Raw genomic sequence first — 24,552 nt, forward strand, 5'->3', positions numbered from 1 at the left:
CCTCGCTGCAGCGAACATCCGTCGGCCCTCTCGATCAGGGGCGGTAGATTTGAGGGATGACAACGTCGCCTGATGCCCCGCTGCTGCCCGGAGGGGTCGCCGAGATCGCCGCTCTGCCCAAGGTCTCGCTGCACGACCACCTCGATGGGGGCCTGCGTCCGCAGACGATCATCGAACTGGCCGACGAGATCTCGCTCGACCTGCCTGCGAGGGATGCCACGGCGCTCGCCGATTGGTTCGCCGAGAGCGCCGACTCCGGGTCGCTCGTCGACTACCTCAAGACCTTCGACGTGACGACGGCCGTCATGCAGACGCGGCAAGGGCTCGAGCGGGTCGCCCGCGAGTTCGTGCACGACCTCGTCGCCGACGGGGTCATCTACGGCGAGATCCGTTGGGCGCCGGAGCAGCACCTGACCCGCGGCCTCGGCCTCGATGAGGTCGTCGAGGCCGTGCAGGAGGGCCTCGATGCAGGGGTGACGGATGCCGCGCGCGCGGGTCACTCGATCCGGGTGGGGCAGCTCGTGACCGCGATGCGCCACGCTGAGCGCGGCCTCGAGATCGCGGAGCTCGCCGTGCGGCACCGGGACAACGGCGTCGTGGGCTTCGACTTCGCGGGCGCCGAGGCGGGATTCCCGCCGAGCCGGGCGCGGGCGGCCTTCGACTATCTCGCGGAGCAGAACTTCCCCACGACCATCCACGCGGGCGAGGCGGACGGGCTCGACAGCATCCGCAGCGCCCTCGTCGACGGGCGCGCGCTGCGGCTCGGCCACGGCGTGCGCATCGCGGAAGACATCACGATCGACAGCAGCGATGATGAGGCCACCTACGTGACCCTTGGCCGCCTGTCGCAGTGGGTCAAGGACCGTGAGATCGCGCTCGAGCTCAGCCCATCGAGCAACCTGCAGACGGGTGCGATCGCGGCGTGGGGCGATGAGATCGTCGACCACCCCTTCGACCTGCTCTACCAGCTGGGCTTCCGGGTCACGGTCAACACCGACAACCGGCTCATGAGTCGCACCTCGCTCACGGCCGAGCTCTCGCTCCTCTCCGACGCATTCGGCTATGACCGCGCCGACTTCGAGGTCTTCCAGCGCAATGCCGCCGCCGCCGCCTTCCTGCCGTTCGAGGAGAGACTCGACCTGTTGGATTCCATCAGCGCCGGCTTCGAGGAGGCTTGATGCCGCTCCCCGCGATCGATCCGTCGGGGGTTGTCATCCGCGCCGACGCGAAGGACTGGCGTGACGCAGTGCGCCTCGCGGGCGACGCGCTCGCGACGGCGGGATTCGCGACTCCCCACTACTCCGACGAGATGGTGCGGATGATCGAGGAACACGGCCCCTACGTCGTCATCGCTCCCGGGCTCGCGCTCGCGCATGCCCGCCCAGGGCCCGAGGTGCTCGCGGACGGGCTTTCGGTCGTGACGCTGACCGAGCCGGTCGCGTTCGGGCATCCACACAACGACCCCGTCTCGGTCGTGCTGGGGCTCGCGGCGCTGCGCCCAGACACGCACCTACCGTCGATCGCCGCGATCGCAAACATCTTCAACGACCCGGGCGCCATCGCAGCCCTCCGCAGCGCACGCACGGCCGAGCAGGTGCTCGACATCATGGGCGGCTGAGACGCCAGCCCTAGGCGGGGGGGAGCCCTAGGCGATGAGCTCGCGCACGGCCTGCTCGAGCTCCTTCACGACCGCTTCGGCAGCCTCGCGACGCCCTTCGAGGTCACCATCGAGCACGGCCGCATCGATGTAGGCCTTGAGCTTGGGCTCGGTGCCGCTCGGTCGCACGATCACGCGTGAGCCCCCCGCGAGGTTGATGCGCAGGATGTCGCTCGGCGGGAACGCGCCGATGCCCTCTGCGTAGTCATCGATCGAGTCGACGGCGTGCGTGCCGAGCTCCCGCGGCGGTTCATTGCGAAGTCGCGCCATGATGCCTGCAATGACGCTGGTGTCGGTGACGCGGAGCGACACCTGCGAGGAGGCGAAGGTGCCGAACTCGCGGTCGAGCGCCGCCTGGTGCTCCTCGATGCTGGTGCCCGCATCGACGAGGTCCGACACGAGGCCGAGAAAGTCGAGGGCGGCTGAGATGCCGTCCTTGTCGCGTACCTTGCCTGGGTCGACAAGGTAGCCGAGGGCCTCCTCATAGCCGTAGGCGAGGCCGTCGACGCGCGAGACCCACTTGAAGCCCGTCAGGGTGTCGGCGTAGTCGAGCCCATAGTGCTGCGCGATGTGGCGCAGGGCCGGGCTGCTGACGATGGATGCCGCGAGCGCACCCTTCTCGCCCGCTGCCGCGAGCCGTTCCGCCGCTCGCCAGCCGAGCAGCGCGCCCACCTCGTTGCCGCTGAGCCTGCGCCATCCGTCACCCGCGGGAACCGCGACGGCAAGTCGGTCGGCGTCGGGGTCGTTCGCGATGATGAGGTCGGCGCCGACCTCGCTCGCCTTCGCGTAGGCGAGGTCCATCGCGCCGGGTTCCTCGGGGTTGGGGAATGCGACCGTGGGGAAGTTGCCGTCGGGCTGCGCCTGCTCCTCGACGAGCACTGGCTCGGGGAAGCCCGCGGAAAGGAAGACGCGGCGGGCGACCTCGAGGCCGACGCCGTGCATCGCCGTGTACACGTAGCGGAGGGGCGCTGCCTTCCGGGGGGCGAGTTCGACCGTGCGACGCACATACTCGTCGACGACCTCGTCGTCCGCCATGATGTAGGCGGTCGAGCGCGGCAGGCTGTCGATCGTGCGTTCGCTCGCGATGCGGCTGATGTGGGCCTCGATCTGGGCGTCGGCAGGCGAGACGATCTGCGAGCCCTGCGACTCGCCGCCCAGGTAGACCTTGTAGCCGTTGTCGCGCGGCGGGTTGTGCGATGCGGTGACCATGACACCCGCACTCGCGTCGAAATGCCGCACGGCGAATGCCAGGACGGGGGTCGGCAGCATCCGGGGTAGCAGGATGGCCCGCACGCCCGCACCTGTCATGATCTCGGCCGTGTCGCGTGCGAAGACGTCGGAGTTTTTGCGACCGTCGTAGCCGATCACGACCGAGGGCTCGTCGTTGTGGCCGAGCAAATAGGCGGCGAGGCCTGCGGCCGCCTGCGAGACGAGCACGCGGTTCATGCGGTTCGGTCCCGCGGCGAGCTCCCCGCGGAGGCCGGCGGTGCCGAACACGAGCCGGGCGTCGAAGCGGTCGTGCAGGCCCGCGATCGCCCCGGCGTCGCCGGCACGAGCAGCCTTGATGAGCCCGTCGAGCTCGGCCCGCGTCTCGTCATCCGGGTCCTGGTTGCGCCACGCGGATGCCGCAGCGATGACATCCTTCTCCGGACGCGGTTCCTCCCCGGCCTCGTCGAAGGTACCGGGCACCTCGTCGTGCTGGGCACTCACAGCGCGCTCACGATCTGCGCGAGGAGCCGGCTGATGACGGGCTCGGCGTCACGGCCGGCCTCGATGACCTCCTCATGGCTGAGGGGGGTCGTCTGGATGCCCGCCGCGAGGTTCGTGATGAGCGACATGCCGAGCACCTCCATCCCTGCCTGGCGGGCGGCGATCGCCTCGAGGGCGGTCGACATGCCGACGATGTGGCCGCCGATCACCTTCGCCATCTGCACCTCGGCGGGGGTCTCGTAGTGGGGGCCGCGGAACTGGCAGTAGACGCCCTCGTCGAGGCTCGCGTCGATGCCCTTCGCGACTTCCCGCAGGCGTGCCGAGTAGAGATCGGTCAGGTCGATGAAGGTCGCGCCCTCGAGCGGCGAGTCCGCCGTGAGGTTGATGTGGTCGCTGATGAGCACCGGCGTGCCGGGGGCCCAATGCTCCTTGATGCCGCCCGCGCCATTCGTGAGGATCATGGTCGTCGCGCCCGTCGCCGCGGCAGTCCGCACGCTGTGTACGACGCGGCGCACCCCGTGGCCCTCGTAGTAGTGCGTGCGGGCGCCGATCACGAGGGCGCGCTTGCCGCTCGGCAGGAGCACGGAGCGCAGCGACCCCACGTGGCCCTCGAGCGCCGGGCGGCTGAAGCCCGTGACATCCGTCGCCGGAATCGTTGCGGTCGTCTCGCCGATGAGGTCGGCGGCCTTCGCCCAGCCGCTGCCGAGCGTGAGGGCGATGTCGTGGCGTTCGATGCCCGTCAGCCGCGCGATGTCTGCTGCTGCGGCGGCGGCAACCTCGAAGGGGTCCGCTGCCGGATCGTCGAGGGGGTGGCTCTGAGTGATCGGCTCACGTGTCATCAGACCACTCTATTGCGGCGCAGGGCGCCCGGGTGGACGCGCGCTCCCGAGTTCCTGTCGCTTTCACATGGAATGTTCGGAAGGTGCGAGAGAATGTTTGTCATGGCCGACAAATTCGAGCGCAAGCACAGGATCGCGATCATTGGGGGAGGCCCGGGGGGCTTCGAGGCGGCGCTCGCGGGAGCCCAGCTCGGCGCGGAGGTCACGCTCGTCGAACGGGTTGGTGTCGGCGGTAGCGCCGTGCTGACGGATGTCGTGCCCAGCAAGACCCTCATCGCGACGGCCGAGGCGGCCAACGCCATCGGCGAGGCGAGCGACCTCGGCGTGCAGTTCTTCGTGCGCGGCGAATCGGGGCGCCCGGTGCGTCCCGAGATCGCGGTCAATCTTCGCGCCGTCAACCAGCGGCTCCTGCGCCTCGCCCGCCAGCAGTCCGAGGACATGCGTTCGCAGCTCACGCGCGCCGGCGTCACGATCGTGCAGGGCGATGGGCGACTGGACGGGCCGAGCCGGGTCGTCGTCTCGGCCGGGTCGGGCAAGTCGCGCAAGGACTTCGACGAAATCGAAGCCGACACGATCGTCGTCTCGACCGGCTCGCACCCGCGCGTGCTCGACAGCGCCAAGCCAGACGGGGAACGCATCCTCACCTGGACGCAGCTGTACTCGATCGACGCCATCCCCGAGCACCTCATCGTCGTCGGCTCTGGCGTCACGGGTGCCGAGTTCGCCTCCGCCTACCGTGCCCTCGGTGCCGAGGTCACCCTCATCTCCAGCCGCGACATGGTGCTCCCGGGGGAGGATGCGGATGCCGCGCGCGTCATCGAAGACGTCTTCACCCGCAACGGCATGAACGTCATGAACAAGAGCCGCGCCGAGAGCGTCGTGCGCAAGGGCGACACCGTGATCGCGACCTTGACGGACGGCCGCACCGTCGAGGGCAGCCACTGCCTCATGGCCGTCGGATCGATCCCCAACACGGCGGGCATCGGCCTCGAGGATGCCGGCGTGCAGCTGAGCGACTCAGGCCACATCCGGGTCAACCGCGTCGCCCGCACCTCCGTGCCGAACATCTACGCGGCTGGTGACTGCAGCGGGTTCCTGCCCCTCGCATCCGTCGCCTCCATGCAGGGTCGCACCGCCGTCTATCACGCGATGGGTGACGCCGTGAACCCGACCGAGCTGCGCAACGTGACCTCCAACGTCTTCACGCAGCCCGAGATCGCGACCGTGGGCTACACGCAGAGTGACATTGAGAGTGGGCTCGTGAAGGCGAGCGTGCACAAGCTCCCACTCGCGCAGAACCCGCGCGCCAAGATGATGGGCATCAAGCACGGCTTCGTGAAGCTCTTCGCCCGCACCAGCACCGGCACGATCGTCGGCGGCGTCGTGGTCGCGCCCCGGGCATCCGAGTTGATCCTGCCGGTGTCGATCGCGATCGAGCAGCGCCTCACGGTCGACGAGGTCGCGCAGGCCTTCGCCGTGTACCCCTCCCTCTCGGGCAGCATCACCGACGCGGCGCGAGCCCTCCACATCGTCAACTAGCCTCCGCGTTCCCAACTCAGGAGTTCCCTTTCCCAACTCAGGAGTTGTCTTTCCCAACTCAGGAGTTCCCTTTCCCAACTCAGGAGTTGTCCCTTCCCAACTCAGGAGTTCGGCCAGTTCGCCGAGAGGAGCGGCCCCCTCACAACCCCAGCGGAGACGCAGCTCTCCTCAGTCTTACGACGCGGGCCGCCGCGCTGGTCCGATCACGCGCAGCATGGCGCCATGTTCGATCCGGTGGTCATCGTCAACAAGTTCGGCGGCGTCGCGACGCGCGAGCAGATCCTGGCAGGCGGATGCTCGGGCACGGACATCACGCGCGCTGTGCGGTTAGGGCAACTCCGTCGCATCCGCAGGGCGAGGTATGCCAGCGCTGAGGCAACGCTCGACGCGATCGTTGCGGCACGGATCGGCGGGATGCTTGCTGGACCATCTGCGGCTCGGTCATACGGTCTCTGGGGCGGTCTCGACACGCGGCTTCATGTGAGTGTCGCACACAACGCTTCGCGGCTGCGGACGGCCGTACCGCCGAGCGCCGTCGGACGCGGCGAGCCGCTCACGGGTGACCTCATCCGCCGCACTGTTCGGCTGCATTGGTTGCAGGGCGGCGGAGTGCGTGAGGCCGATGTCGAGTGCTGGAGAGTCACCCTTGCAACGAGCCTCAAGCAAATGGTCGCGTGGTGTGATCCCGAGACGGCGCTGGCCTGTCTCGACACGGCGATCGAAGTCGGCGGGCTCACACCTTCGCAGCTCGCCGTGATGTTTTCGGATGCCTCGCCTGTCTCCCAGGCCTTGGTCGCGAGGGCGCGTGTGGGGTCGCAGTCTGGTACCGAATCGCTAGCGCGGCAGAGACTCGAGCTGCTCGGGGTCGAGGTCGAGCAGCAGTTCGAGGTGGCCGGCGTTGGCCATGTCGATCTCCGGATCGTGGGCTCGAAGGTCGTGATTGAGATCGATAGCAGCTTCCATGACGCCCCGGAAGCGAGGGTGGAGGACGCTCGCCGCAACAGGGAGCTGGTCGCGCGGGGCTATGTCGTCGTGCGTCTGCGCTATGAAGCGGTCGTCGGGGACTGGGACGGCTGCGTGAGCACCATTTTCTCTGCGTTGACGCTGGGTGAGGCATCCGTCGTTCAGTACCACCCTGCTGTCTGATCAGCGCGAGCTGCCATCAGCGCTTGGCGCACCCTACTCAGAGGTCAAGTCCTGAATTGGGCGGCCCGACTCCTGAGTTGTGAAAGCCGACTCCTGAGTTGCGAGGGCTAGACGATGTTGAGGAGGAGATGGCCCGACGAGACCGTCGTGCCGACCTTCGCGTTGATGCCCTTGACGACGCCGTCCTTGTGCGCCGTGAGGGGCTGCTCCATCTTCATGGCCTCAAGCACGAGCACGAGGTCGCCCTTGACGACGGCATCGCCCTCGTTGACCGCGAACTTCACGACGGTCGCCTGCATGGGCGCCTTGACGGAGTCGCCTGTCGCGGTGGCGACGGAACCGCCGACGCTGCGACGACGCGGGGCGGGCGGCAGCACGGGCGCACCAGCCGTGGGGATGACGCGTCCGGGCAGACTGACCTCGACGCGCTTGCCGTCGACCTCGACCGTGACGGCACGGCGTTCGGGGCTGGGGCCGGCGGTCTCGAGTTCACCGCTCCACGGTTCGAGGGTGTTGTCGAACTCGGTTTCGATCCAGCGCGTGTAGACGCTGAACGGGGATGATGTGAACGCCGGGTCGCCCACGATGGCCCGGTGGAAGGGCAGCACGGTCGGCAGGCCGGCGATCTCGAACTCGTCGAGGGCGCGGCGGGCGCGTTCGATGGCGTCTTGCCGGGTTGCTCCCGTGACGATGAGCTTGGCGATCATCGAGTCGAAGGCGCCGCTGATGACGTCGCCCGTCGTGACGCCGCTGTCGACGCGCACACCAGGCCCGCCGGGAACTCGGAAGACGTGGATGGGCCCGGGGGCGGGCATGAAGCCGCGTCCGGGGTCTTCGCCGTTGATGCGGAACTCGATCGAGTGTCCGTGCGGCACAGGGTCGCCGTAGTCGAGCACGCCGCCCTCCGCGATGCGGAACTGCTCGCGCACGAGGTCGATGCCGGTGACCTCTTCAGACACCGGATGCTCGACCTGCAGGCGCGTGTTGACCTCGAGGAACGAGATGGTGCCGTCCTGCCCGATGAGGAACTCGCACGTGCCGGCGCCGACGTAGGCGACCTCGCGAAGGATGGCCTTGGATGCGTCGTAGAGCAGGCGGTTCTGTTCCTCGCTGAGGAACGGCGCTGGCGCTTCCTCGACGAGCTTCTGGTGGCGACGCTGGAGGGAGCAGTCGCGCGTGCTGATGACGACGACGTTGCCGTGGGCATCCGCAAGGCACTGGGTCTCGACGTGGCGAGGCTTGTCGAGGTACTTCTCGACGAAGCACTCGCCGCGACCGAAGGCGGCGATGGCCTCGCGCGTGGCGGAGTCGAAGAGTTCCGGTACCTCTTCGCGCGTGCGGGCGACCTTGAGCCCGCGACCGCCGCCACCGAAGGCTGCCTTGATCGCGACGGGGAGGCCGTGCTGGTCGACGAAGTCGAGCACCTCGTCGCCGCCCGAGACGGGGTTGAGGGTTCCCGGGGCGAGGGGGGCGCCGACCTTCTCGGCGATGTGCCGCGCGGAGACCTTGTCGCCGAGCTTCTCGATGGCCTCGGGGGAGGGGCCGATCCAGGTGAGGCCGGCGTCGATCACGGCGCGGGCGAAGTCGGCGTTCTCGGCGAGGAAGCCGTAGCCGGGGTGCACTGCGTCGGCCCCGGAGCGGCGTGCGACCGACAGGATCTTGGCGATGACGAGGTAGGTCTCGGCGCTCGTGCTGCCGTCGAGGGAGTAGGCCTCGTCGGCGAGGCGCACGTGGCGGGCGTCGCGATCCTGATCGGCGTAGACGGCGACGGAGGCCAGCCCCGCGTCTTTCGCTGCCCTGATGATGCGTACGGCGATCTCGCCTCGATTGGCGATGAGGACCTTCGAAATGCGGGGCATAGTTGCTTAGCCTATTCGCCCTCCGGGCCTCATTTTTAGATACACACGACAAAAATCACGGATGCTTTCGCAACCATGTGCACAAGTGGTGCGGTCAGCGGTTCCAGAGTCGGTGCCACTCGACGCCGAAGCCTTCGCGCAGGAGGCTTCGGAGTGCGGGCACGGAGAGGCCGATGACGGTGCTCGGATGCCCGTCGATCGTGCGGATGTAGGCCTGGCCGCGACTGTCGATCGTGAATGCGCCCGCAACCGAGAGCGGCTCGCGTGTCGCGATGTAGGCGTCGATCTCGGCGTCGCTCACGTCGTCGGCGAACTCGACGACGGCATCCTCGACCCGGCCGACGCCGAGCGCCGGCACGCCGCCGCGGTGATCGATGAGCCAGTGGCCGGAGTGCAGCACGCCGCTGCGGCCGCGCATGGCCTTCCATCGCTCGCGTGCGACCTCGTCCCGGTGCGGCTTGCCGTGCACGACGTCGTCGATCTCGAAGGCGCTGTCTCCGCCCAGGATGAAGCCGTCGATCGGCTCGCCTTCGACGAGGCGTCCGACGACGGCCTCTGCCTTGGCGCGCGCGAGTTCTGCGACCATCTCGGCCGCGCTCAATGGTCCTCGCGACGACGTCAGGGACTCGACGAGCGCGTCCTCGTCGACGCCGGGGCTGATGAGTCCCGCGGGCTCCACGCCGGCCGCCCGGAGCGTCGCGAGGCGCGCGGGCGAGGTCGAGGCGAGGTAGAGCCGCACCGGGGGGTCGTCTGCTCGGCGCTCTGGCATCTGGGGGCTCCTATGCTCGAGGGATGGCTGAATCGCATGGCACCGCGTCCCGAGGTACCGAGGTCGAACTCGACGTTACCAACATCGCCCACGGGGGCGTCTCCGTCGCCCGCATGGAGGGGCGGGTCGTCTTCGTCGCAGACGCGATTCCCGGCGAGCGGGTCGTGGCGCGGATAACGGATGACTCGAAGGCAAAGTTCTGGCGCGCCGAGACTGTCGGCGTGCTCGAGCCCTCAGAGCATCGCCGCGAGCACGTCTGGGCCGAGGCATCCGTTGGCCGTGCCCCCGAGGTGCGCGCCGGTGGTGCGGAGTTCGGTCACATCGACCTCGAGCACCAGCGCGAATTGAAGCGTCAGGTGCTCGTCGACTCCTTGCAGCGCATGGGCGGCATCGAGACGGATGTTGCGGTCGAGGCGATCCCGGGCGAGGCCGATGGCACGGGCTGGCGCACGCGACTCCGCCTGCACGTTGCCCCCGACGGCACGCTGGGCCCCTATGCGGCGCGTTCGCACGATGTCGTGCCCGTGTCATCCGTGCCCCTCGCGACGCCAGAGGTGGCCCGCATCACGCCGCTCGACGAGCGCTTCGCGGGCTCCACCCACGTCGACATTGTGGCGCCGTCGGCCGGCAACGCCTTCGTTCTCGCGGGCGATTCGACGTCGAAGGCACGCCCCAAGCCCCAGCGCATCACTGAGGTCGTGGGGGAGCGGGAGTTCCGTGTCGATGTTCGCGGGTTCTGGCAGGTGCACCGTTCCGCCGCCGAGACGCTGACCCGGGCGGTGCAGGATGCGATCGACGCGGAACTCTTCGACCCGCGCGCCGCGAATCAAGACCTGTATGGGGGCGTCGGCCTGCTCGCGGCCGCCGTCGCGGACCGCTTCGGCCCGACGACTCGCATTACGACCGTCGAGGGCGACTCACTCGCGACTGACCACGCGGCCGAGAACCTCGTCGAGTGGGTCGGTGCGCGCGCCGTGACGAATCGGGTCGACCGGTACCTTCGCGACCTCACGTCGTCGAGGCAGCGCCTGGATGGCGCGACGGTCGTGCTCGACCCGCCTCGGGCGGGAGCCGGCCGACAGGTCATCGACTCGCTTGTCGAGCTCGGGCCGGCACAGCTCGTCTACGTTGCGTGTGATCCCGTGGCACTCGCGCGCGACGCCGGGTTCCTTCGCGAGCGTGGGTACCGGCTCTCACGCCTTCGTGCCTTTGACCTCTTCCCGCACACGCACCATGTCGAGGCGGTCGCACACTTCATTCGTGAGTGACATACCGAAGGAATGTCGCTTATTCTCCGTCCTCCGCGGTGCTCCGCGGTCTAGGCTTGGAGAGGGCGACGTTTGCCGCCCGAAGGTTCAGACGCAAGCGAAAGATCCAGCCCGATGAATGCAACCCCAGCGTCGCCCGTACGGGTGTCGGTCGTGGACGACCACGAGTCGGTGAGGCTCGGCCTGCGCTCCGCGTGCATCGAGGCCGGCTACGAGTTCCTTGTCGCCGCGGCATCCGTCTCGGAGTTCGAGCGGGAGCTCGCTGGCCGCGAAAACGATGTGGTCGTGCTCGACCTGTCGCTCGGCGATGGCTCGACCGTCACAGAGAACGTCAAGCGCGTGCAGGCCACCGGCTCCGCCGTGCTCGTGCACAGCATTGCCGACCGCGTCGCGCTCGTGCGTGAGGCGCTCGCTGCAGGGGCGGCCGGCGTCATCCCCAAGTCCTCCGCTACCCAGATCGTCATGACGGCCGTCGAGACCGTTGCGAGGGGCGAGGTGCTCAACAACCTCGAGTGGGCGACCGCGATCGACGCGGACAGTGACTTCGCCAAGGCCCAGCTCGGGCGCCGCGAGCGCGAGATCCTGCACCTTTACGCCTCGGGCCTGCCGCTCAAGCTTGCGGCCGAGAAGCTTGGCATCGGCTACTCGACCGCGCGCGAGTACCTCGATCGCATCCGCATGAAGTACGTCGAGGTAGGGCGTCCCGCCCCCACCAAGGTGGACCTGCTGCGTCGGGCTGTCGAAGACGGCATCCTGCCCAGCATGGATGTCGACACGCTCAATGGCGCCTGAGCGCCAGGTCGCGCTCCCACCCCAACCGGGGCAGAAGCATCCGAGACGCCCCATCAGCGTGGCGAGCCTCGAGGTCGTCATCGCGCGCGCCGTCGCCCTCTTCGGGATCCTGTTCGGCGCCCAGACACTGCTGGCGGCACTCGGCCAGCGCCCACTGATTGACCCCGTCTGGTGGACCGTTATGGTCGTGGCGTTCTACGGCGCGCTCCTCGCGAGCGGTGTCGCGTCGGTCCTGCGCAGGGGCACGCGGCTCGCCAACGCGGCGATCGCGGTCGTGTTCCTGCTCTCGCTCGTCTTCTGGATCCCCGGCGTGGCGGAGGGTGGCTGGAGCGCCGTCGAGCGGCCCTGGGTCTGGTTCATGGTCACGGTCGCCACGGCCGCCGCGGCGGTCGCGTTCACGGTGTGGGCTGCCGCCATCTACCTGCTCGTCACGCCGGTGCTCTACGGCATCCTGCGGCTCTCGGTCTTCGGCGGCAGCGCCGACCCCACCATCACGGCGCTCGACGTGATCTATTCGGTGCTGCTGGGCGGCGCCGTGCTGGCGATCATCACGATGCTGCGCTCGGCGGCCGCCTCGGTCGACGCTGCCCAGTCGACCGCGCTCTCGAGCTACCTGGATGCCGTGGGCGAACACGCGCGGGAGGTCGAGCGCGTGCAGGTGGATGCGATCGTGCACGACACCGTCCTGAGCGCGTTCCTCTCGGCCGGCAGGGCCGAGACCGACGAACATCGGCAGCAGGCGACGAGCCTCGCGAAGACCGCGATCGTGCATCTCAAGGCGGCCGAGCTGGCGGCACCCGAGGAGCGGGGTGGCGTCTACGCACAGGTCGTGGCCCGGCGCATCACCGAGACCCAGGCGCGGATGGGGCAGCCGTTCCGTATCGAGATCGATGACCTCGGCGACACCGTGCTGCCCGTGCTCGCCGCCGAGTCCCTGTATTCGGCCACGAGGCAGGCGATGGTCAACAGCATCCAGCACGCAGGCGCTGAGGGCGTCTCGCGGTGGGTGACGATGCGACGTCATGGCCCCGCGGGTGTGCGTATCGAGGTGGGCGATACGGGCGTCGGGTTCGTCGTCGACGAGATCCCGTCCGAGCGACTGGGCGTGCGCGTCTCGATTATCGACCGGATGCACGGGGCCGGCGGTGAGGCCCGCATCGAGTCCGCCCCCGGCGAGGGCACGCTCGTGTTCATCGATTGGCCCGCTGATCCGGGGGAGGGGCTGAGCGCATGAACATTGCGGTGCCCAAGTTCGCGATCATCGCCCTGGGGGCGGTCTTCTCGGCATACCAGCTCGTGCTCGCGGCATCCTCGCTCCCGGTCGGCAACCGCCCGGGCCAGGTCGTGCTCGCGATGGTGCTCTATGCGATCGCCACAATCGTGAGCCTCGCGGTGGTCGACCGCCGCTTCACACCATGGGTCGGGTCGGCGAACGTGCTCGTAGCCATCCTGCTGCCCGTGCTCGTGGCGACCCAGCTCCCGGAGGATCACGAGATCGGCTCCGACTACTCCACGTGGCATGTGGCGGCGGTCGGCGTGCTGATGGTCATCACCTCGGCCCGCGGTTTCCAGCTGCTCGCCTGGATCGGCGTTGGCACCCTGGTCGTGCAGTCGGTGCTGTGGGACGGCGTCGGCTCGCTCGGGTCCCTCGGCGTGATCGGCAGCGTGCTCTGGGTCGGGGTCTCACACATGCTGCAGCGTTCGCTCGCCAAGGCGGAGCGGGATGCGAAGGCGTACTCGGTCGCGGAGCGCGAGGCGGCCGAATGGCGCACCGCCCAGGAGGCGCACCTCTCGGAGCGACGCACGCGCCTGGGGCAGACCGCGCGGATGGCGCTCCCCATGCTTCGCCACATCGTTGCGACGGGGGCCGCCCTCACCTCCGGGCAGCAGCGCGAGTGCATCTACCTCGAGGCGGCGATCCGCGACGAGATCAGGGGCCGCACCCTGCTTGACGATGCCGTTCGCGAGCAGGTCATGGCCGCCAGGCGGCGCGGCGCAACGGTCACGCTGCTCGACGAGGGCGGCCTCGATGACCTGCCGCCGGAGGAGAGCGAACGGATCCATCGTGAGATCGCCGCGGCCTTGCGCTCCTCTTCGGCCGACACCATCATCGTCCGCACCGTGGCGGATGACTCGGACGTCGCCGTGACCGTCGTGGGGCTTACGGCGAGCGGGGTGAACCTGCTCGGCCACGCCGATGCGGACGCCGACGATTCCGAGGTGGCACTGTGGCTCGAGATTCCCCGCAGCGGTGCCGAAGCCGCCGCGCACGTCGGTTAACGGGCGAAGGGCCGGAACCTCAGTTCCGGCCCTTCAAGACCCCGGGTCAGGGCGATAACCCGAATATCGCCCTGACCCGCCCCCAATTCGTTAGCCCGCTTACCCTAGTCGGCTATCGAATCGTGGTGTGACTCTTGGAGTGACACCTAGCACTGTCTATGTTGCTTGCTCGAAACCATACAGCAAAGTCGTCATTTCGGGGGACGATCGGGGGACAATCTCGCCGGAATGCCCCGAAATACCGCCATGCTGTCGGGGTCGCGGCCCCTTTTCGGGGTACGTGCCGGGGGACAAACAGCATGTGAGCGCTCCCACGCTCGGGCCTCGGGACGATGGCCCGCCGGCTGGTTCCTCACCCCGTGAAGGAACGCCAGCTGCCCGGCGCGAAGGGCTTCCGCAGGCCGCGGGCGCTTCGAGCCCAGGCATCCTGTCGAGGCGCGGGCAGCACCTGGCCCTGCTCGCGAAGTTCATCGATCGCCGACGTCACGACGGCGACGACCGCAGCGGCCTCAGAGGGGCTGGGACTGCCCGCAAGCACCGAGATTTCGGCAGCCGGGGTCGACTCCTCGAGGGAGGATTCCGAGTTGGCCGAGCGATCGGTCACAGCGGAATGTTCCCGTGCTTCTTGGGCGGCATGCTCGCACGCTTGGTCGCGAGGGTGCGGAGCGCCTTCGTCACGATGACGCGGGTTGCCGCGGGTTCGATGACCCCGTCGAGCTCGCCGCGCTCAGCAGCAAGGAAGGGGCTTGCGACGTTGTAGGTGTACTCGTTGGCGAGGCGGGTGCGCACGGCCGCGACATCCTCGCCGTTGGCCTCCGCCTCCTTGAGCTCGCTGCGGTAAAGGATGTTGACCGCGCCCTGCCCGCCCATGACGGCAATCTCGGCGGTCGGCCATGCGTAGTTGAGGTCCGCGCCGAGCTGCTTCGAGCCCATCACGATGTAGGCACCGCCGTAGGCCTTGCGCGTGATGACCGTCACGAGCGGCACGGTCGCTTCTGCGTAGGCGTAGAGGAGCTTGGCTCCGCGGCGGATGACGCCCGTCCACTCCTGGTCGGTGCCGGGCAGGTAGCCGGGCACGTCGACGAGCGTGAGGATCGGGACGTTGAAGGCGTCGCAGAAGCGCACGAAGCGTGCAGCTTTCTCTCCCGCCTCAATGTTGAGAGTGCCCGCCATTGCGTTGGGCTGGTTGGCGATGATGCCCACCGAGCGACCCTCGACGCGACCGAAACCGACGACGATGTTGGGCGCGAAGAGCGGCTGCACCTCGAGGAAGTCGCCGCCATCGACGATGTGCTCGATGATCGTGCCGACGTCGTAGGGCTGGTTGGGGCTGTCGGGGATGACGGCGTTGAGCTTGCGGTCGTCGTCGGTGATCTCGAGCTCGACCTCGCTCGCGTAGAGCGGCAGTTCGGCGAGGTTGTTGTCGGGGAGGAAGGAGAGGAGGGCGCGCGCGTAGTCGAGCGCGTCGTCCTCATCGCTCGCGAGGTAGTGCGAAACGCCGGAGACCGTGTTGTGGGTCAGCGCGCCGCCGAGCTCTTCCATGCCGACGTCTTCGCCCGTGACGGTCTTGATGACGTCGGGGCCCGTGACGAACATCTGGCTCGTCTTGTCGACCATGATGACGAAGTCGGTGAGGGCGGGGGAGTAGACCGCGCCGCCGGCGGCGGGGCCCATGACGATCGAGATCTGCGGGATGACGCCGGAGGCCATCGTGTTGCGACGGAAGATCTCGCCGTACTTGCCGAGGGCGACGACACCCTCCTGGATGCGCGCGCCACCCGAGTCGAGCATCCCGATGATGGGAATGCCGAGGCGGAGGGCGAGGTCCATGACCTTGATGATCTTCTCGCCCGCGACCTCGCCGAGCGAGCCACCGAAGATCGTGAAGTCCTGCGCATACACGGCGACGTGGCGACCATGGATCGTGCCGGTGCCGGTCACGACGGCGTCACCGTAGGGGCGTGACTTGTCCATGCCGAAGGCGTGCGTGCGGTGGCGCACGAACTCGTCCAGCTCGACGAAGGAGCCCGGGTCGAGCAGCTGCTCGATACGCTCACGGGCGGTCTTCTTGCCCTTCGCGTGCTGCTTCTTGATCGCCGCCTCGCCGCTCGCGGTCACGGCCTCGTGGTAGCGAACCTTGAGGTCGGCGAGCTTTTCGGCCGTCGTCATGGGCGTCACGCTCGACTGCTCGGCTGCGGCGGGAACAGGAGTGGGGGCGTCGTTGTCGGCAGTCACCCGCATCACTTTACCGGCCACCCCTCCCCGGGCTTGGGAGGTTTGCGACAAAAGCCTTGGAGGTTCACTGCCCCGATACGCTAAACGGATGCTGCTGCCACTGAGTCGCGCCGAGGCCGACGCTCTCGAGTTCCTGCCCGAGTGCGGGTCGACCAACACTGAACTGGTGGCACGGGCATCCGCTGGCGCCGAGCATTTCACGGTCGTCGCGACGGACTCGCAGACCGCCGGTCGCGGCCGCCTCGGACGCACCTGGGTTGCCCCGCCGGGACAGACGCTCGCGGTCTCGGTGCTGCTGCGCCCGAGCTTCGGCACGGATGCCTGGGGCTGGCTTCCCCTCGTCGCGGGACTCGCGATGGCGCGCGCGGTGCGGTCGGTGCTGCCCACCGACGATGACCGGTCAGTCGCCGTGAAGTGGCCCAACGACGTGCTCGTGCGCGGGCGGAAGGTCTCGGGACTCCTCGCGGAGGTCGCGCCGAGCCATGACGGACCGGCCGTCGTGCTGGGGGCGGGACTAAACCTGACGATGCCAGAAGACACCCTGCCGACCGAGATGGCAACCTCCCTCACGCTCGAGGGTGCCGAGGCCGACGATCTCCTCGACCGTGCGTTCTCCGTGTACCTGCGTGAGTTGCGCGAGCTGTACTCCGTGCTGCAGGAGCATGGCGGGGATGCGGAGCGCAGTGGCATCCGCTCGCTCGTGTCCAAGGAGTGCGCGACCCTCGGCCGCCGAGTGCGGGTGACCCTGCCGGGAGATGAGACGGTCATGGCACTCGCGTTAGAGATCGACGAGGCAGGGCGGCTCGTGATCGAGCGCGACGATCAACCCGGAACGCGGCAGATCGTCGCCGCCGGTGACGTGACCCACGTGAGGTATGAATAAGGGATGTCCACCGAGTTCGCGGATCCGGCGCCCGCAAGCGAGCGAGTGCTCGCGCGCCTGCGGCCACACGCCCGCGTACTCTTCTGGCCGAGCCTCATCCTCATCGCAGGAGCCGGGGCGCTCGCCTACTTCGCCGAGGTGTTCCCCGAACCGTGGCAGAACGCGCTCCTCGTCGGGCTCGGCAGCCTCGCCCTCGCGCTGATCTGGCTCATTCCCCTCCTGCGCTGGCTTGCGAGCCGCACCGTCATCACGACACGGCGCATCGTCATCCGTCGCGGGCTCTCGACGCGCACGCGGCAGGAGCTCCTGCACAGCAGGGGCTATGACATCACAGTGCGGCAGAGGGCACTGCAGTCGATGTTCGGCAGCGGCGACGTGCTCATCAACTCGGGACTCGAGCATCCCGTCGTGCTGCGTGATGTGCCGGGCGCGCAGCTCGTGCAGGGCGCGCTGCACGACCTCATGGAGAAGAACATGAACCCCATCGCGGCACGCCGACAGCAGGAGGCGTCGCACGCGAATGATGAGACGACGGCCTGGAACTGACCGCCGCCGGTAACCCGGGTGAGGTAGGTTGCCCTCATTCGGATGCAGTGACGCGCCGGGGTGCGACACCGCCGCCCCCGGCGCTCGGCCTGGAAAGGGAGACGGCGTGAAGATCTCGGTCATCGGTTGTGGGTACCTGGGAGCCGTCCACGCGGCCTGCATGGCGGAGATCGGCCATGAGGTCGTCGGCATCGACGTCGACGAGCACAAGATCGAGCTACTCGCGGAGGGTCGGCCGCCCTTCTATGAGCCCGGGCTGCCAGAGCTCCTGACTACCGCGAGCGCGTCGGGGCGCTTGTCCTTCAGCACGGATGTCTCCGCCGTCGCATCCGCGCGCGTGCACTTCATCGCGGTTGGCACGCCCCAGCTCGAGGGCAGCAACGCCGCCGACCTCACCTACGTGCACGCCGCCGTCGAGTCGCTCCTGCCCCACCTGAAGCCCGGCGACCTCGTCGTCGGCAAGTCCACGGTTCCCGTCGGCACGGCTGCCGGGCTGTATGAGCGCATCCGCGAGGCCGCACCCGGCGCCTCCCTCGCCTGGAATCCGGAGTTCTTGCGCGAGGGATTCGCCGTGAAAGACACGATCGCGCCCGACCGTCTCGTCTATGGGCTCGCCCCCGGCGACGACACGGCCGAGGGCCTGCTCGACGAGGTCTACGGGGCCGCCCTCGCGAATGGCTCGCCCAAGGTCGTCACCGACTTCGCGACCGCTGAGCTGGTAAAGGTCTCAGCCAACGCCTTCCTCGCGACCAAGATCTCCTTCATCAACGCCATGGCCGAGGTCGCTGAGGCCACGGGGGCGGATGTCACGGCGCTCGCCGACGCGATCGGCCACGATGCCCGCATCGGCCGCCGCTTTCTCAACGCTGGGCTCGGCTTCGGCGGTGGCTGCCTCCCCAAAGACATCCGTGCGTTCATGGCGCGCGCTGAGGAGCTTGGTGTCGACCAGGCGCTCTCCTTCCTGCAGGAGGTCGACGCCATCAACCTGCGCCGCCGCGAGCGGATGGTCGACCTCGCGAAAGAGGTCGTTGGCGGCGACGTGCGGGGCAAGCGCATCGCCGTGCTGGGGCTCGCGTTCAAGCCCGACTCGGATGATGTGCGCGACTCGCCAGCTCTCGATGTCGCGCTGCGCCTGACCGAACTCGGTGCCGACGTCGTCGCGACCGATCCCCAGGCCCTCACTACTGCGCTGCGCCGCAAGCCCGACCTCGCGGTCGCGCTGACCGCCTCACAGGCCGCCGAGGGAGCGGATGCCGTGCTCCTCCTCACCGAGTGGCGCGAGTACCGGGAGCTCGACCCCGCAGCGCTCGCGTCAGTCGTTCGCGTGCCAGCGATCGTCGACGGGCGCAACTGCCTGGACCCGGTGCAGTGGCGCGAGGCCGGATGGCACTACCGGGCGCTCGGCCGCCCCTGAGGCGGCCGGCTCGGCGAAGACCCATGTGCGGTAGAGCCAGAATCGGAACACCATGCCGAGCGCGAGCCCGACGACGTTGGTCGACACGTTGTCGGCCAGGAGGCTCGTGAAGCCGAGCACGTAGTGTGAGACCCAGAGGCAGGTGAGCGGGATGCCCATGGCCAATATGCTGACGGCGGCGAAGCGCAGGCCCTCACCGACGGGGTGGGCGCGCTGCTCGCGGTGGAAGGTCCAGTAGCGGTTGCCGAGCCAGTTCGCGAAGATCGCGACGGAGGTGGAGACGACCTTCGCCGCGACGGGCCCCTCGTGCAGCGCCTCGGGTGAGAGCACCGTGAGGCGCAGCACGTTGAAGAGCGTCACGTCGATCACGAGGCCCACCGTGCCGACCACGCCGAAGCGGGCGAGTTGCGCGAAGAGGCGGCTCCGCAGCCTTCGGCCGAGCCGTGCCGTGGTGCTCGGTGCGCTGCGCAAAGTGGGGACCCCGTGGATAGGCGAAGATGGTGTGTGGCGGTTCGCAGTCTAACCGCCGACATCCGCCCGTCCACTGTGTAGGAGCGGGCTGTGCGAACGCTGCTCGTCGACCCCAGGAGATCCCATGACCTTGACCGTCGGTGTAATCGGGGGCGGGCAGCTTGCCCGCATGATGATCCCCGCAGCGACCCACCTGGGCATCGAGCTGCGGGTCTTCGCTGAGGCGGAGGGCAGCCCCGCCGGGATCGCCGCGACCGCCGTAGGCGACTACCGCGACGCCGATCAGGTGCTGCGCTGGTCGGAGGGGCTCGACGCCGTCACCTTCGACCACGAGCACGTTCCCCAGACGGTGCTGGGGCGGCTCGTCGAGTCGGGCGTGCCTGTGCGGCCCGGCCCACACGCGCTGCTGTATGCGCAGGACAAGCTCCTCATGCGCGAGCGGCTCGGCCAGCTCGGCCTGCCCATGCCCGATTGGGCCGCGGTCTCCACTGCGGCCCAGCTCGACGAGTTCATCGATGCCCACGGGGGAGCGGCCGTTGTCAAGACGCCGCGCGGTGGCTACGACGGCAAGGGGGTCAAGGTCGTGCGCCGCGGACACGAGGCCATCCCCTGGTTCGAGGACGCCGCGGTCGGCGCCCTGCTCGTGGAAGAACTCGTCGAGTTCCGTCGCGAGCTCGCACAGTCGGTGGCCCGTCGTCCCTCCGGCGGCATCACGGCGTGGCCCGTCGTCGAGAGCGTGCAGCAGAACGGCGTGTGCGCCGAGGTCATCGCTCCGGCACCCCACTCGGCCGGCAAGCTTTCGGATGTCGCGGAACAGATTGCCGTCACGGTGGCAGAGGGACTCGACGTCACCGGCGTGCTCGCCGTCGAGCTCTTCGAGACGACCGACGAGCGCCTCCTCATTAACGAGCTCGCGATGCGTCCCCACAACAGCGGCCACTGGAGCATCGAGGGCTCGACGACGAGCCAGTTCGAACAACACCTCCGGGCCGTGCTCGACCTCCCGCTCGGCGGCACCGGATGTCGCGACCCCTGGTCGGTCATGGTGAATGTGCTCGGCGGGCCCATCGGGGAGTCCCTCGACTCGCGCTACCCGCGGGCGATGGCGGAGCATCCGCTCGTCAAGTTCCACTCCTACGGCAAGGAGTCGCGCCCCGGCCGCAAGGTCGGCCACGTCTCGATGGGTGGCGACGACCTCGATGACGTCGTCTACCAGGCGCGCGCGGCTGCCGAAATGCTGAGCTTCTAGCCGCTACTATCGTGCCCATGCCTTCACCGCTCGTGTCGATCATCATGGGCTCCGACTCCGACTGGCCCGTCATGGGCGACGCGGCGGCGGTGCTCAACGAGTTCGGCGTGCCCCATGAGGTCGAGGTCGTCTCGGCGCACCGCACGCCCGACAAGATGATCGCCTTCGGCCGTGAGGCGGCCGGCCGAGGCATCCGTGCGATCATCGCCGGCGCCGGCGGGGCGGCACACCTGCCCGGCATGGTCGCCTCCGTCACGACGCTGCCGGTCATCGGCGTGCCCGTGCCCCTCGCGCGACTCGACGGCATGGACTCCCTGCTCTCGATCGTGCAGATGCCCGCCGGCATCCCCGTCGCGACCGTCTCCATCGGCGGAGCGAAGAACGCGGGCCTGCTCGCACTGCGCATCCTGGGATCGACGGATGCCACGATCGCCGGGCAGCTCGCGCAGTATTCCCGTGACCTCGAGCACATGGTCGAGGAGAAGAACACCGCACTGAAGGCACGCCTCTAGCCCGTGGCATCCGCAGCACAGAGCATGCACTCGGCCAGGCCGACCGTGCGCAACCCCGACACCAGCTCGCGCGAGGTGATGACCGCGAGGGCGTGGTGGCTCGTCGCGCTCAACGTGCTTATTCCCGGCTCAGCCCAGATGCTGGCAGGCAACCGCCGCCTGGGCCGCTTCGGCGTCTCGGCGACCTTCGTGCTGTGGGCGGTCGCGCTCCTCGTGCTGGTCGTGTACCTCATCGACAGCACGGTGCTGCTGACCCTTGCAACGAACCCGATCGCGCTCACGGTGGGGCAGGTGCTGCTCGGCGCGTACGCCGTGCTGTGGGTGGTCCTGACGCTCGACGCCCTGCGGCTGGTCAGGCTCGTGAAGGCGTCCCCGGGGGCGCGGCCGTTCCTGGCCGGTGTCGCGGTCGTCGCCCTCGTCCTGACGGCGGGTGGGGCCGCATACGGCGCACACCTCGCGGGTGTGGCGCGCGACGCGATCGTGTCGGTGTTCCAAAGCGGTGAGTACGCCGAGCCGGTCGATGGCCGCTACAACATCCTCCTCCTGGGCGGAGACGCAGGAGCCGACAGGGAGGGCCTGCGACCCGACAGCATCTCCGTCGTCAGCGTCGACGCCGAGACGGGCGCGACCACGATCATCGGCGTGCCGCGCAACTTCGAGCGCGCCACCTTTTCCGAGGGCTCACCCATGTTCGAGGCCTACCCGAACGGCTACGACTGCGGCGACGAATGCCTCATCAGCTACCTCTACACGGTGGGTGAAGAGAACTCGGAGCTGTATCCGGACGCCGAGTCGAAGGGCAGCAGCGCCGGCCTTGAGGCGATGCGCGACGCCGTCGAGGGCGTGACCGGTCTGCACCTGCACTACTACGTGCTGATTGACATGCACGGCTTCCAGCATCTCATCGACGCGCTCGGCGGTGTCGAGATCGAGGTGCCAGAGCGCCTCGCATACGGGCCGGTCACGAGCCCCACCCCCTTCGGCTACTTCGAGGCAGGGCCGCAACGCATGAACGGCGAGCAGGCGCTCTGGTACGCGCGCTCCCGCTTCGACGGGAATGACCTCGAGCGCATGGAACGCCAGCGCCAGGTGCAGCAGGCCATCATCACGCAGATGGAGCCGACGAACGTCGTCAGCAAGTTCCAGGCGGTCGCTGACGCCGGCACCCAAGTCGTGAAGACAGACATCCCTGATGTCATGATCGGTGTCTTCGTCGACCTGGCGGGCAAGTCGCGCGAGCACGCGATCGCTACGCTCGAACTCGTTCCCGACTCGGGCGTCGACACGGTCTACCCCGACTACGCGTCGATCCACGCGATCGTGCAGGACTCGCTGGTGCAGCCCGCGGAGTAGGCTGCCGCTTCAGAGCTCGGCGTGTAGGTTCCACACTTCGCGCGCCGCGGAATCCCACGCGTAGGCGCGTGAGCGGTCCTGCCCGAGCAACGCCAGTTGCGATGCTCGTTTCTCGTCGCTCACGACCTCGTTGATCGCGCGGGCGAGCCGTGCCGGGTACTCGGTGTCGTTGGATGCCTCGACCGCGACACCGGCGTCGGCCGCGACTTCGACGACCGAGGGATCGTCGGAGTGCACGACGGGCACCCCGAAGCTGAACGCCTCGATGACGGGGAGCGGGAAGCCTCCGGAGACGCTCGGGTGCACGAAGGCGCTGGCACGTGCGATGACGACCGCGAGGTCGGCGTCGGGCAGAAAGCCAAGCGTGCGCACGCGGTCGGGCGCGAGACCGTGGTCGGCGGCGACTGCCGCCACGTCGACACCGCCCCAGCCTTCCGGCCCCGCAATGAGGAGGGGGAGATCGACGGAGTCCCGGTGCGCGAGCGATGCGATGAGCGCACCGAGGCGCTTGCGAGGCTCGAGGGTCCCTGCGGTGAGGATGTAGCGCTCCGGCAGGTCGAGGGCCTCGGCACGGGCATCCGCATCGACCGGTGTCGTGAGCTTGCTGCTTACGGCACCCCCGATGACGCGGATGCGATCGCCGAAATTGTGGATCTCGTTGAGCTGCGCCGCCACCGTGTGGGTCGGCGTGATGACGGCGTCGGCGTAGCGGTGAGCCCGCTTGACCATGGCCCGAAGCAACGCGGCCCTGCCCTTGGGGAGGGCGTCCGGGTGTGTCCACGCAGTGACGTCGTGCACCGTTACGACCGTCTGGTTGCCGGGCTCGTTGATGCGGTCATGCCTCCCGAGCGGAGCGACCGCATTCGCGCTGTGGAGCATGCCCTTGGCGCTCCGGATCTCACCGTCCCCCGTGCGGCCGGGAAGCGCGGTCACGCCTGCCCGCCACGCGAGGTGGAGTTCGCGCCGAGGGAGGGGTAGCTCGATCAGCTCCTCCAGGCCGGGGAGCAGGGTCGTGAGCCGTTCCCGTTCCTCGACCGGCGACCGGGGGATGACGCCCGCGACGGCACAGCCCTCCGGCGCGACCGCGATCAGTGCGCGGGCCAGTTCCTCCGTATAGCGACCGATACCACCCGGCACGGGCGCCGTGACGGGGTCAAGGAGCACGCGCAGGGTTGTCGTCATGGGGTGCTCGCAACTCCGGTGGCAAGAGCTTCGGCGAGGGCTTCTTCCCACCGGCGCATGGGGGAGAGGCCGGCGTCGGCCCAGCGCCCGTGGCCAAGCACCGAGTACGCGGGCCGCGCAGCAGGGCGCACGAATGAGGCGCTGTCGGTGGGCTGCACGCGCTCGGGGTCGAGGCCGCTGAGGCGGAAGATCTCGCGGGTGAAGCCGAACCAGCTCGTCTGCCCGCCGTTGGTGCCGTGGTAGGCGCCAGCGGGCGCATCCGAGTCGATCAGGGCAGCGATCTGGCGCGCGAGGTCGAGTGTCCACGTGGGTTGCCCGACCTGGTCGTCGACCACGCTCAACGTGTCGCGGTCTGCGGCGAGGCGCAGCATCGTCTTGACGAAGTTCGGCCCGTGCTCGCCATAGAGCCACGCGGTGCGCACGATGTAGGTGCCGTCGGGGTGCGCCGCCAGTGCGAGTCGCTCGCCCTCGGCCTTCGTGCGCCCGTAGGCGTTCTTGGGGTCGATCGGAGCGTCCTCGGGGTAGGGCTGGGTCGCGTCTCCGGCGAAGACGTAGTCCGTCGAGACCGTCACGAAGCGCACGCCGTGCCGTGCCGCCGCCGTCGCGAGGTTGCCCGTGCCCGTTGCGTTGACCGCATAGGCGTCATCCTCGTGCGTCTCCGCGTCGTCCACCTTCGTGTAGGCAGAGGCGTTGATGATGACGTCGTGGCCCTCGGATGCCGCGAGCACGGCGTCGAGGTCGGTCACGTCGAGCTCAGCGCGGCCCAGGGCCGTGACATCCGTGCCGGCCAGCACCGTCTGCAGGTCGCGGCCGAGCATCCCGTTCGCGCCGGCGATGAGTGTCTTCAT

General features: G+C 68.8%; 23 protein-coding genes. 14 read left to right on the forward strand and 9 right to left on the reverse strand.

The genetic code is table 11. From position 1 onward, the window contains the following. Positions 1 to 56: 56 nt before the first annotated feature. Entirely contained in the window at positions 57 to 1,178 is a 1,122-nt protein-coding gene (locus FVA74_RS03850) for an adenosine deaminase (protein ID WP_147720494.1), read from the forward strand. Further along, the gene (locus FVA74_RS03855) at positions 1,178 to 1,618 is read left to right on the forward strand and encodes a PTS sugar transporter subunit IIA (protein ID WP_147720496.1); all 441 of its coding nucleotides are present in this window, start codon (positions 1,178 to 1,180) and stop codon (positions 1,616 to 1,618) included. The genes FVA74_RS03850 and FVA74_RS03855 overlap by 1 nt, the downstream gene beginning before the upstream one ends. Before the next feature lie 27 nt (positions 1,619 to 1,645). Here the strand turns inward: FVA74_RS03855 and FVA74_RS03860 are convergent, their stop codons facing one another. Next, positions 1,646 to 3,346, reverse strand: coding sequence for a phospho-sugar mutase (locus tag FVA74_RS03860; protein WP_147723049.1), 1,701 nt, complete (start codon positions 3,344 to 3,346; stop codon positions 1,646 to 1,648). A gap of 17 nt (positions 3,347 to 3,363) precedes the next feature. Continuing rightward, positions 3,364 to 4,206 carry a purine-nucleoside phosphorylase gene (locus FVA74_RS03865; RefSeq protein ID WP_147720498.1) on the reverse strand — a complete coding sequence of 281 codons (843 nt, stop codon included), beginning with the start codon at positions 4,204 to 4,206 and terminating at the stop codon, positions 3,364 to 3,366. A gap of 102 nt (positions 4,207 to 4,308) precedes the next feature. Between FVA74_RS03865 and FVA74_RS03870 the strand changes: the two genes are divergently transcribed. Both FVA74_RS03870 and FVA74_RS03875 read left to right on the forward strand, forming a co-directional pair. Then, complete coding sequence (locus FVA74_RS03870; RefSeq protein WP_147720499.1) at positions 4,309 to 5,745, forward strand: NAD(P)H-quinone dehydrogenase; 1,437 nt, start codon at positions 4,309 to 4,311, stop codon at positions 5,743 to 5,745. A gap of 222 nt (positions 5,746 to 5,967) precedes the next feature. Beyond that, positions 5,968 to 6,891, forward strand: coding sequence for a type IV toxin-antitoxin system AbiEi family antitoxin domain-containing protein (locus tag FVA74_RS03875; RefSeq protein ID WP_147720501.1), 924 nt, complete (start codon positions 5,968 to 5,970; stop codon positions 6,889 to 6,891). Positions 6,892 to 6,998: 107 nt separating this feature from the next. On the opposite strand, the gene FVA74_RS03880 is transcribed toward FVA74_RS03875, so the two are convergent. Beyond that, positions 6,999 to 8,750 (reverse strand): biotin carboxylase N-terminal domain-containing protein, encoded by a 1,752-nt coding sequence (locus FVA74_RS03880; RefSeq protein WP_147720503.1) that lies wholly within the window; start codon positions 8,748 to 8,750, stop codon positions 6,999 to 7,001. A 94-nt stretch (positions 8,751 to 8,844) separates the two neighbouring features. Further along, the gene (locus FVA74_RS03885; RefSeq protein WP_147720505.1) at positions 8,845 to 9,519 is read right to left on the reverse strand and encodes a nucleoside triphosphate pyrophosphatase; all 675 of its coding nucleotides are present in this window, start codon (positions 9,517 to 9,519) and stop codon (positions 8,845 to 8,847) included. A gap of 23 nt (positions 9,520 to 9,542) precedes the next feature. Between FVA74_RS03885 and FVA74_RS03890 the strand changes: the two genes are divergently transcribed. From FVA74_RS03890 to FVA74_RS03905, 4 genes are all read left to right on the forward strand, one after another. Then, on the forward strand, positions 9,543 to 10,787 hold the full coding sequence (locus tag FVA74_RS03890) for a class I SAM-dependent RNA methyltransferase (RefSeq protein ID WP_147720507.1): 1,245 nt from the start codon (positions 9,543 to 9,545) through the stop codon (positions 10,785 to 10,787). 114 nt (positions 10,788 to 10,901) lie between these two features. Continuing rightward, entirely contained in the window at positions 10,902 to 11,579 is a 678-nt protein-coding gene (locus FVA74_RS03895) for a response regulator transcription factor (RefSeq protein WP_147720509.1), read from the forward strand. After that, the gene (locus tag FVA74_RS03900) at positions 11,554 to 12,813 is read left to right on the forward strand and encodes a sensor histidine kinase (protein ID WP_147720511.1); all 1,260 of its coding nucleotides are present in this window, start codon (positions 11,554 to 11,556) and stop codon (positions 12,811 to 12,813) included. Before FVA74_RS03895 ends, FVA74_RS03900 begins: the two co-directional genes overlap by 26 nt. Continuing rightward, entirely contained in the window at positions 12,810 to 13,859 is a 1,050-nt protein-coding gene (locus FVA74_RS03905; protein WP_147720512.1) for a hypothetical protein, read from the forward strand. Before FVA74_RS03900 ends, FVA74_RS03905 begins: the two co-directional genes overlap by 4 nt. Before the next feature lie 352 nt (positions 13,860 to 14,211). Here FVA74_RS03905 and FVA74_RS03910 read toward each other — a convergent pair whose 3' ends face one another. Together FVA74_RS03910 and FVA74_RS03915 are read right to left on the reverse strand one after the other, a co-directional pair. Continuing rightward, a complete protein-coding gene (locus tag FVA74_RS03910) occupies positions 14,212 to 14,463 on the reverse strand; it encodes an acyl-CoA carboxylase epsilon subunit (RefSeq protein WP_147720514.1) in 252 nt (83 codons plus the stop codon). After that, on the reverse strand, positions 14,460 to 16,028 hold the full coding sequence (locus FVA74_RS03915) for an acyl-CoA carboxylase subunit beta (protein WP_147723050.1): 1,569 nt from the start codon (positions 16,026 to 16,028) through the stop codon (positions 14,460 to 14,462). The genes FVA74_RS03910 and FVA74_RS03915 overlap by 4 nt, the downstream gene beginning before the upstream one ends. A gap of 154 nt (positions 16,029 to 16,182) precedes the next feature. Here FVA74_RS03915 and FVA74_RS03920 point away from each other — a divergent pair, with 154 nt between their 5' ends. The 3 genes from FVA74_RS03920 (at position 16,183) to FVA74_RS03930 (ending at position 18,937) form a co-directional block, all read left to right on the forward strand. Then, positions 16,183 to 16,977 carry a biotin--[acetyl-CoA-carboxylase] ligase gene (locus FVA74_RS03920; RefSeq protein ID WP_147720516.1) on the forward strand — a complete coding sequence of 265 codons (795 nt, stop codon included), beginning with the start codon at positions 16,183 to 16,185 and terminating at the stop codon, positions 16,975 to 16,977. Positions 16,978 to 16,980: 3 nt separating this feature from the next. Further along, positions 16,981 to 17,523, forward strand: a complete 543-nt coding sequence (locus FVA74_RS03925; protein WP_147720518.1) for a PH domain-containing protein — start codon at positions 16,981 to 16,983, stop codon at positions 17,521 to 17,523. Positions 17,524 to 17,629: 106 nt separating this feature from the next. Continuing rightward, complete coding sequence (locus tag FVA74_RS03930) at positions 17,630 to 18,937, forward strand: UDP-glucose/GDP-mannose dehydrogenase family protein (protein WP_147720520.1); 1,308 nt, start codon at positions 17,630 to 17,632, stop codon at positions 18,935 to 18,937. Here FVA74_RS03930 and FVA74_RS03935 read toward each other — a convergent pair. Further along, positions 18,836 to 19,408 (reverse strand): GtrA family protein, encoded by a 573-nt coding sequence (locus FVA74_RS03935; protein WP_240792297.1) that lies wholly within the window; start codon positions 19,406 to 19,408, stop codon positions 18,836 to 18,838. The two genes, FVA74_RS03930 and FVA74_RS03935, sit on opposite strands and share 102 nt — an antisense overlap. Before the next feature lie 124 nt (positions 19,409 to 19,532). Here FVA74_RS03935 and FVA74_RS03940 point away from each other — a divergent pair, with 124 nt between their 5' ends. From FVA74_RS03940 to FVA74_RS03950, 3 genes are read left to right on the forward strand one after another with little or no spacing between them, the layout of a single operon-like run. Continuing rightward, complete coding sequence (locus FVA74_RS03940) at positions 19,533 to 20,657, forward strand: 5-(carboxyamino)imidazole ribonucleotide synthase (protein ID WP_147720522.1); 1,125 nt, start codon at positions 19,533 to 19,535, stop codon at positions 20,655 to 20,657. 17 nt (positions 20,658 to 20,674) lie between these two features. Next, positions 20,675 to 21,169 (forward strand): 5-(carboxyamino)imidazole ribonucleotide mutase, encoded by a 495-nt coding sequence (gene purE / locus FVA74_RS03945; protein WP_147720524.1) that lies wholly within the window; start codon positions 20,675 to 20,677, stop codon positions 21,167 to 21,169. A 3-nt stretch (positions 21,170 to 21,172) separates the two neighbouring features. Next, positions 21,173 to 22,522 (forward strand): LCP family protein, encoded by a 1,350-nt coding sequence (locus FVA74_RS03950; protein WP_370454489.1) that lies wholly within the window; start codon positions 21,173 to 21,175, stop codon positions 22,520 to 22,522. A gap of 9 nt (positions 22,523 to 22,531) precedes the next feature. Here FVA74_RS03950 and FVA74_RS03955 read toward each other — a convergent pair whose 3' ends face one another. Together FVA74_RS03955 and rfbD are read right to left on the reverse strand one after the other, a co-directional pair. After that, on the reverse strand, positions 22,532 to 23,704 hold the full coding sequence (locus tag FVA74_RS03955; RefSeq protein WP_147720525.1) for a glycosyltransferase family 1 protein: 1,173 nt from the start codon (positions 23,702 to 23,704) through the stop codon (positions 22,532 to 22,534). Further along, a complete protein-coding gene (gene rfbD / locus FVA74_RS03960; protein WP_147720527.1) occupies positions 23,701 to 24,552 on the reverse strand; it encodes a dTDP-4-dehydrorhamnose reductase in 852 nt (283 codons plus the stop codon). The genes FVA74_RS03955 and rfbD overlap by 4 nt, the downstream gene beginning before the upstream one ends.

The organism is Salinibacterium sp. dk2585 (assembly GCF_008001035.1).
In the GTDB taxonomy this organism is placed as follows: domain Bacteria; phylum Actinomycetota; class Actinomycetes; order Actinomycetales; family Microbacteriaceae; genus Homoserinimonas.

What these genes read in the sequence shown, in the direction of transcription:
- FVA74_RS03895 (WP_147720509.1), top strand. Translation starts at nt 10,902, where the DNA reads ATGAATGCAACCCCAGCGTCGCCCGTACGGGTGTCGGTCGTGGACGAC.
- FVA74_RS03940 (WP_147720522.1), top strand. Translation starts at nt 19,533, where the DNA reads ATGACCTTGACCGTCGGTGTAATCGGGGGCGGGCAGCTTGCCCGCATG.
- FVA74_RS03850 (WP_147720494.1), top strand. Translation starts at nt 57, where the DNA reads ATGACAACGTCGCCTGATGCCCCGCTGCTGCCCGGAGGGGTCGCCGAG.
- FVA74_RS03890 (WP_147720507.1), top strand. Translation starts at nt 9,543, where the DNA reads ATGGCTGAATCGCATGGCACCGCGTCCCGAGGTACCGAGGTCGAACTC.
- FVA74_RS03855 (WP_147720496.1), top strand. Translation starts at nt 1,178, where the DNA reads ATGCCGCTCCCCGCGATCGATCCGTCGGGGGTTGTCATCCGCGCCGAC.
- FVA74_RS03920 (WP_147720516.1), top strand. Translation starts at nt 16,183, where the DNA reads ATGCTGCTGCCACTGAGTCGCGCCGAGGCCGACGCTCTCGAGTTCCTG.
- FVA74_RS03955 (WP_147720525.1), bottom strand. Translation starts at nt 23,704, where the DNA reads ATGACGACAACCCTGCGCGTGCTCCTTGACCCCGTCACGGCGCCCGTG.
- FVA74_RS03885 (WP_147720505.1), bottom strand. Translation starts at nt 9,519, where the DNA reads ATGCCAGAGCGCCGAGCAGACGACCCCCCGGTGCGGCTCTACCTCGCC.
- FVA74_RS03915 (WP_147723050.1), bottom strand. Translation starts at nt 16,028, where the DNA reads ATGACGACGGCCGAAAAGCTCGCCGACCTCAAGGTTCGCTACCACGAG.
- purE (WP_147720524.1), top strand. Translation starts at nt 20,675, where the DNA reads ATGCCTTCACCGCTCGTGTCGATCATCATGGGCTCCGACTCCGACTGG.
- FVA74_RS03880 (WP_147720503.1), bottom strand. Translation starts at nt 8,750, where the DNA reads ATGCCCCGCATTTCGAAGGTCCTCATCGCCAATCGAGGCGAGATCGCC.
- FVA74_RS03925 (WP_147720518.1), top strand. Translation starts at nt 16,981, where the DNA reads ATGTCCACCGAGTTCGCGGATCCGGCGCCCGCAAGCGAGCGAGTGCTC.
- FVA74_RS03870 (WP_147720499.1), top strand. Translation starts at nt 4,309, where the DNA reads ATGGCCGACAAATTCGAGCGCAAGCACAGGATCGCGATCATTGGGGGA.
- FVA74_RS03905 (WP_147720512.1), top strand. Translation starts at nt 12,810, where the DNA reads ATGAACATTGCGGTGCCCAAGTTCGCGATCATCGCCCTGGGGGCGGTC.
- FVA74_RS03865 (WP_147720498.1), bottom strand. Translation starts at nt 4,206, where the DNA reads ATGACACGTGAGCCGATCACTCAGAGCCACCCCCTCGACGATCCGGCA.
- FVA74_RS03900 (WP_147720511.1), top strand. Translation starts at nt 11,554, where the DNA reads ATGTCGACACGCTCAATGGCGCCTGAGCGCCAGGTCGCGCTCCCACCC.
- rfbD (WP_147720527.1), bottom strand. Translation starts at nt 24,552, where the DNA reads ATGAAGACACTCATCGCCGGCGCGAACGGGATGCTCGGCCGCGACCTG.
- FVA74_RS03875 (WP_147720501.1), top strand. Translation starts at nt 5,968, where the DNA reads ATGTTCGATCCGGTGGTCATCGTCAACAAGTTCGGCGGCGTCGCGACG.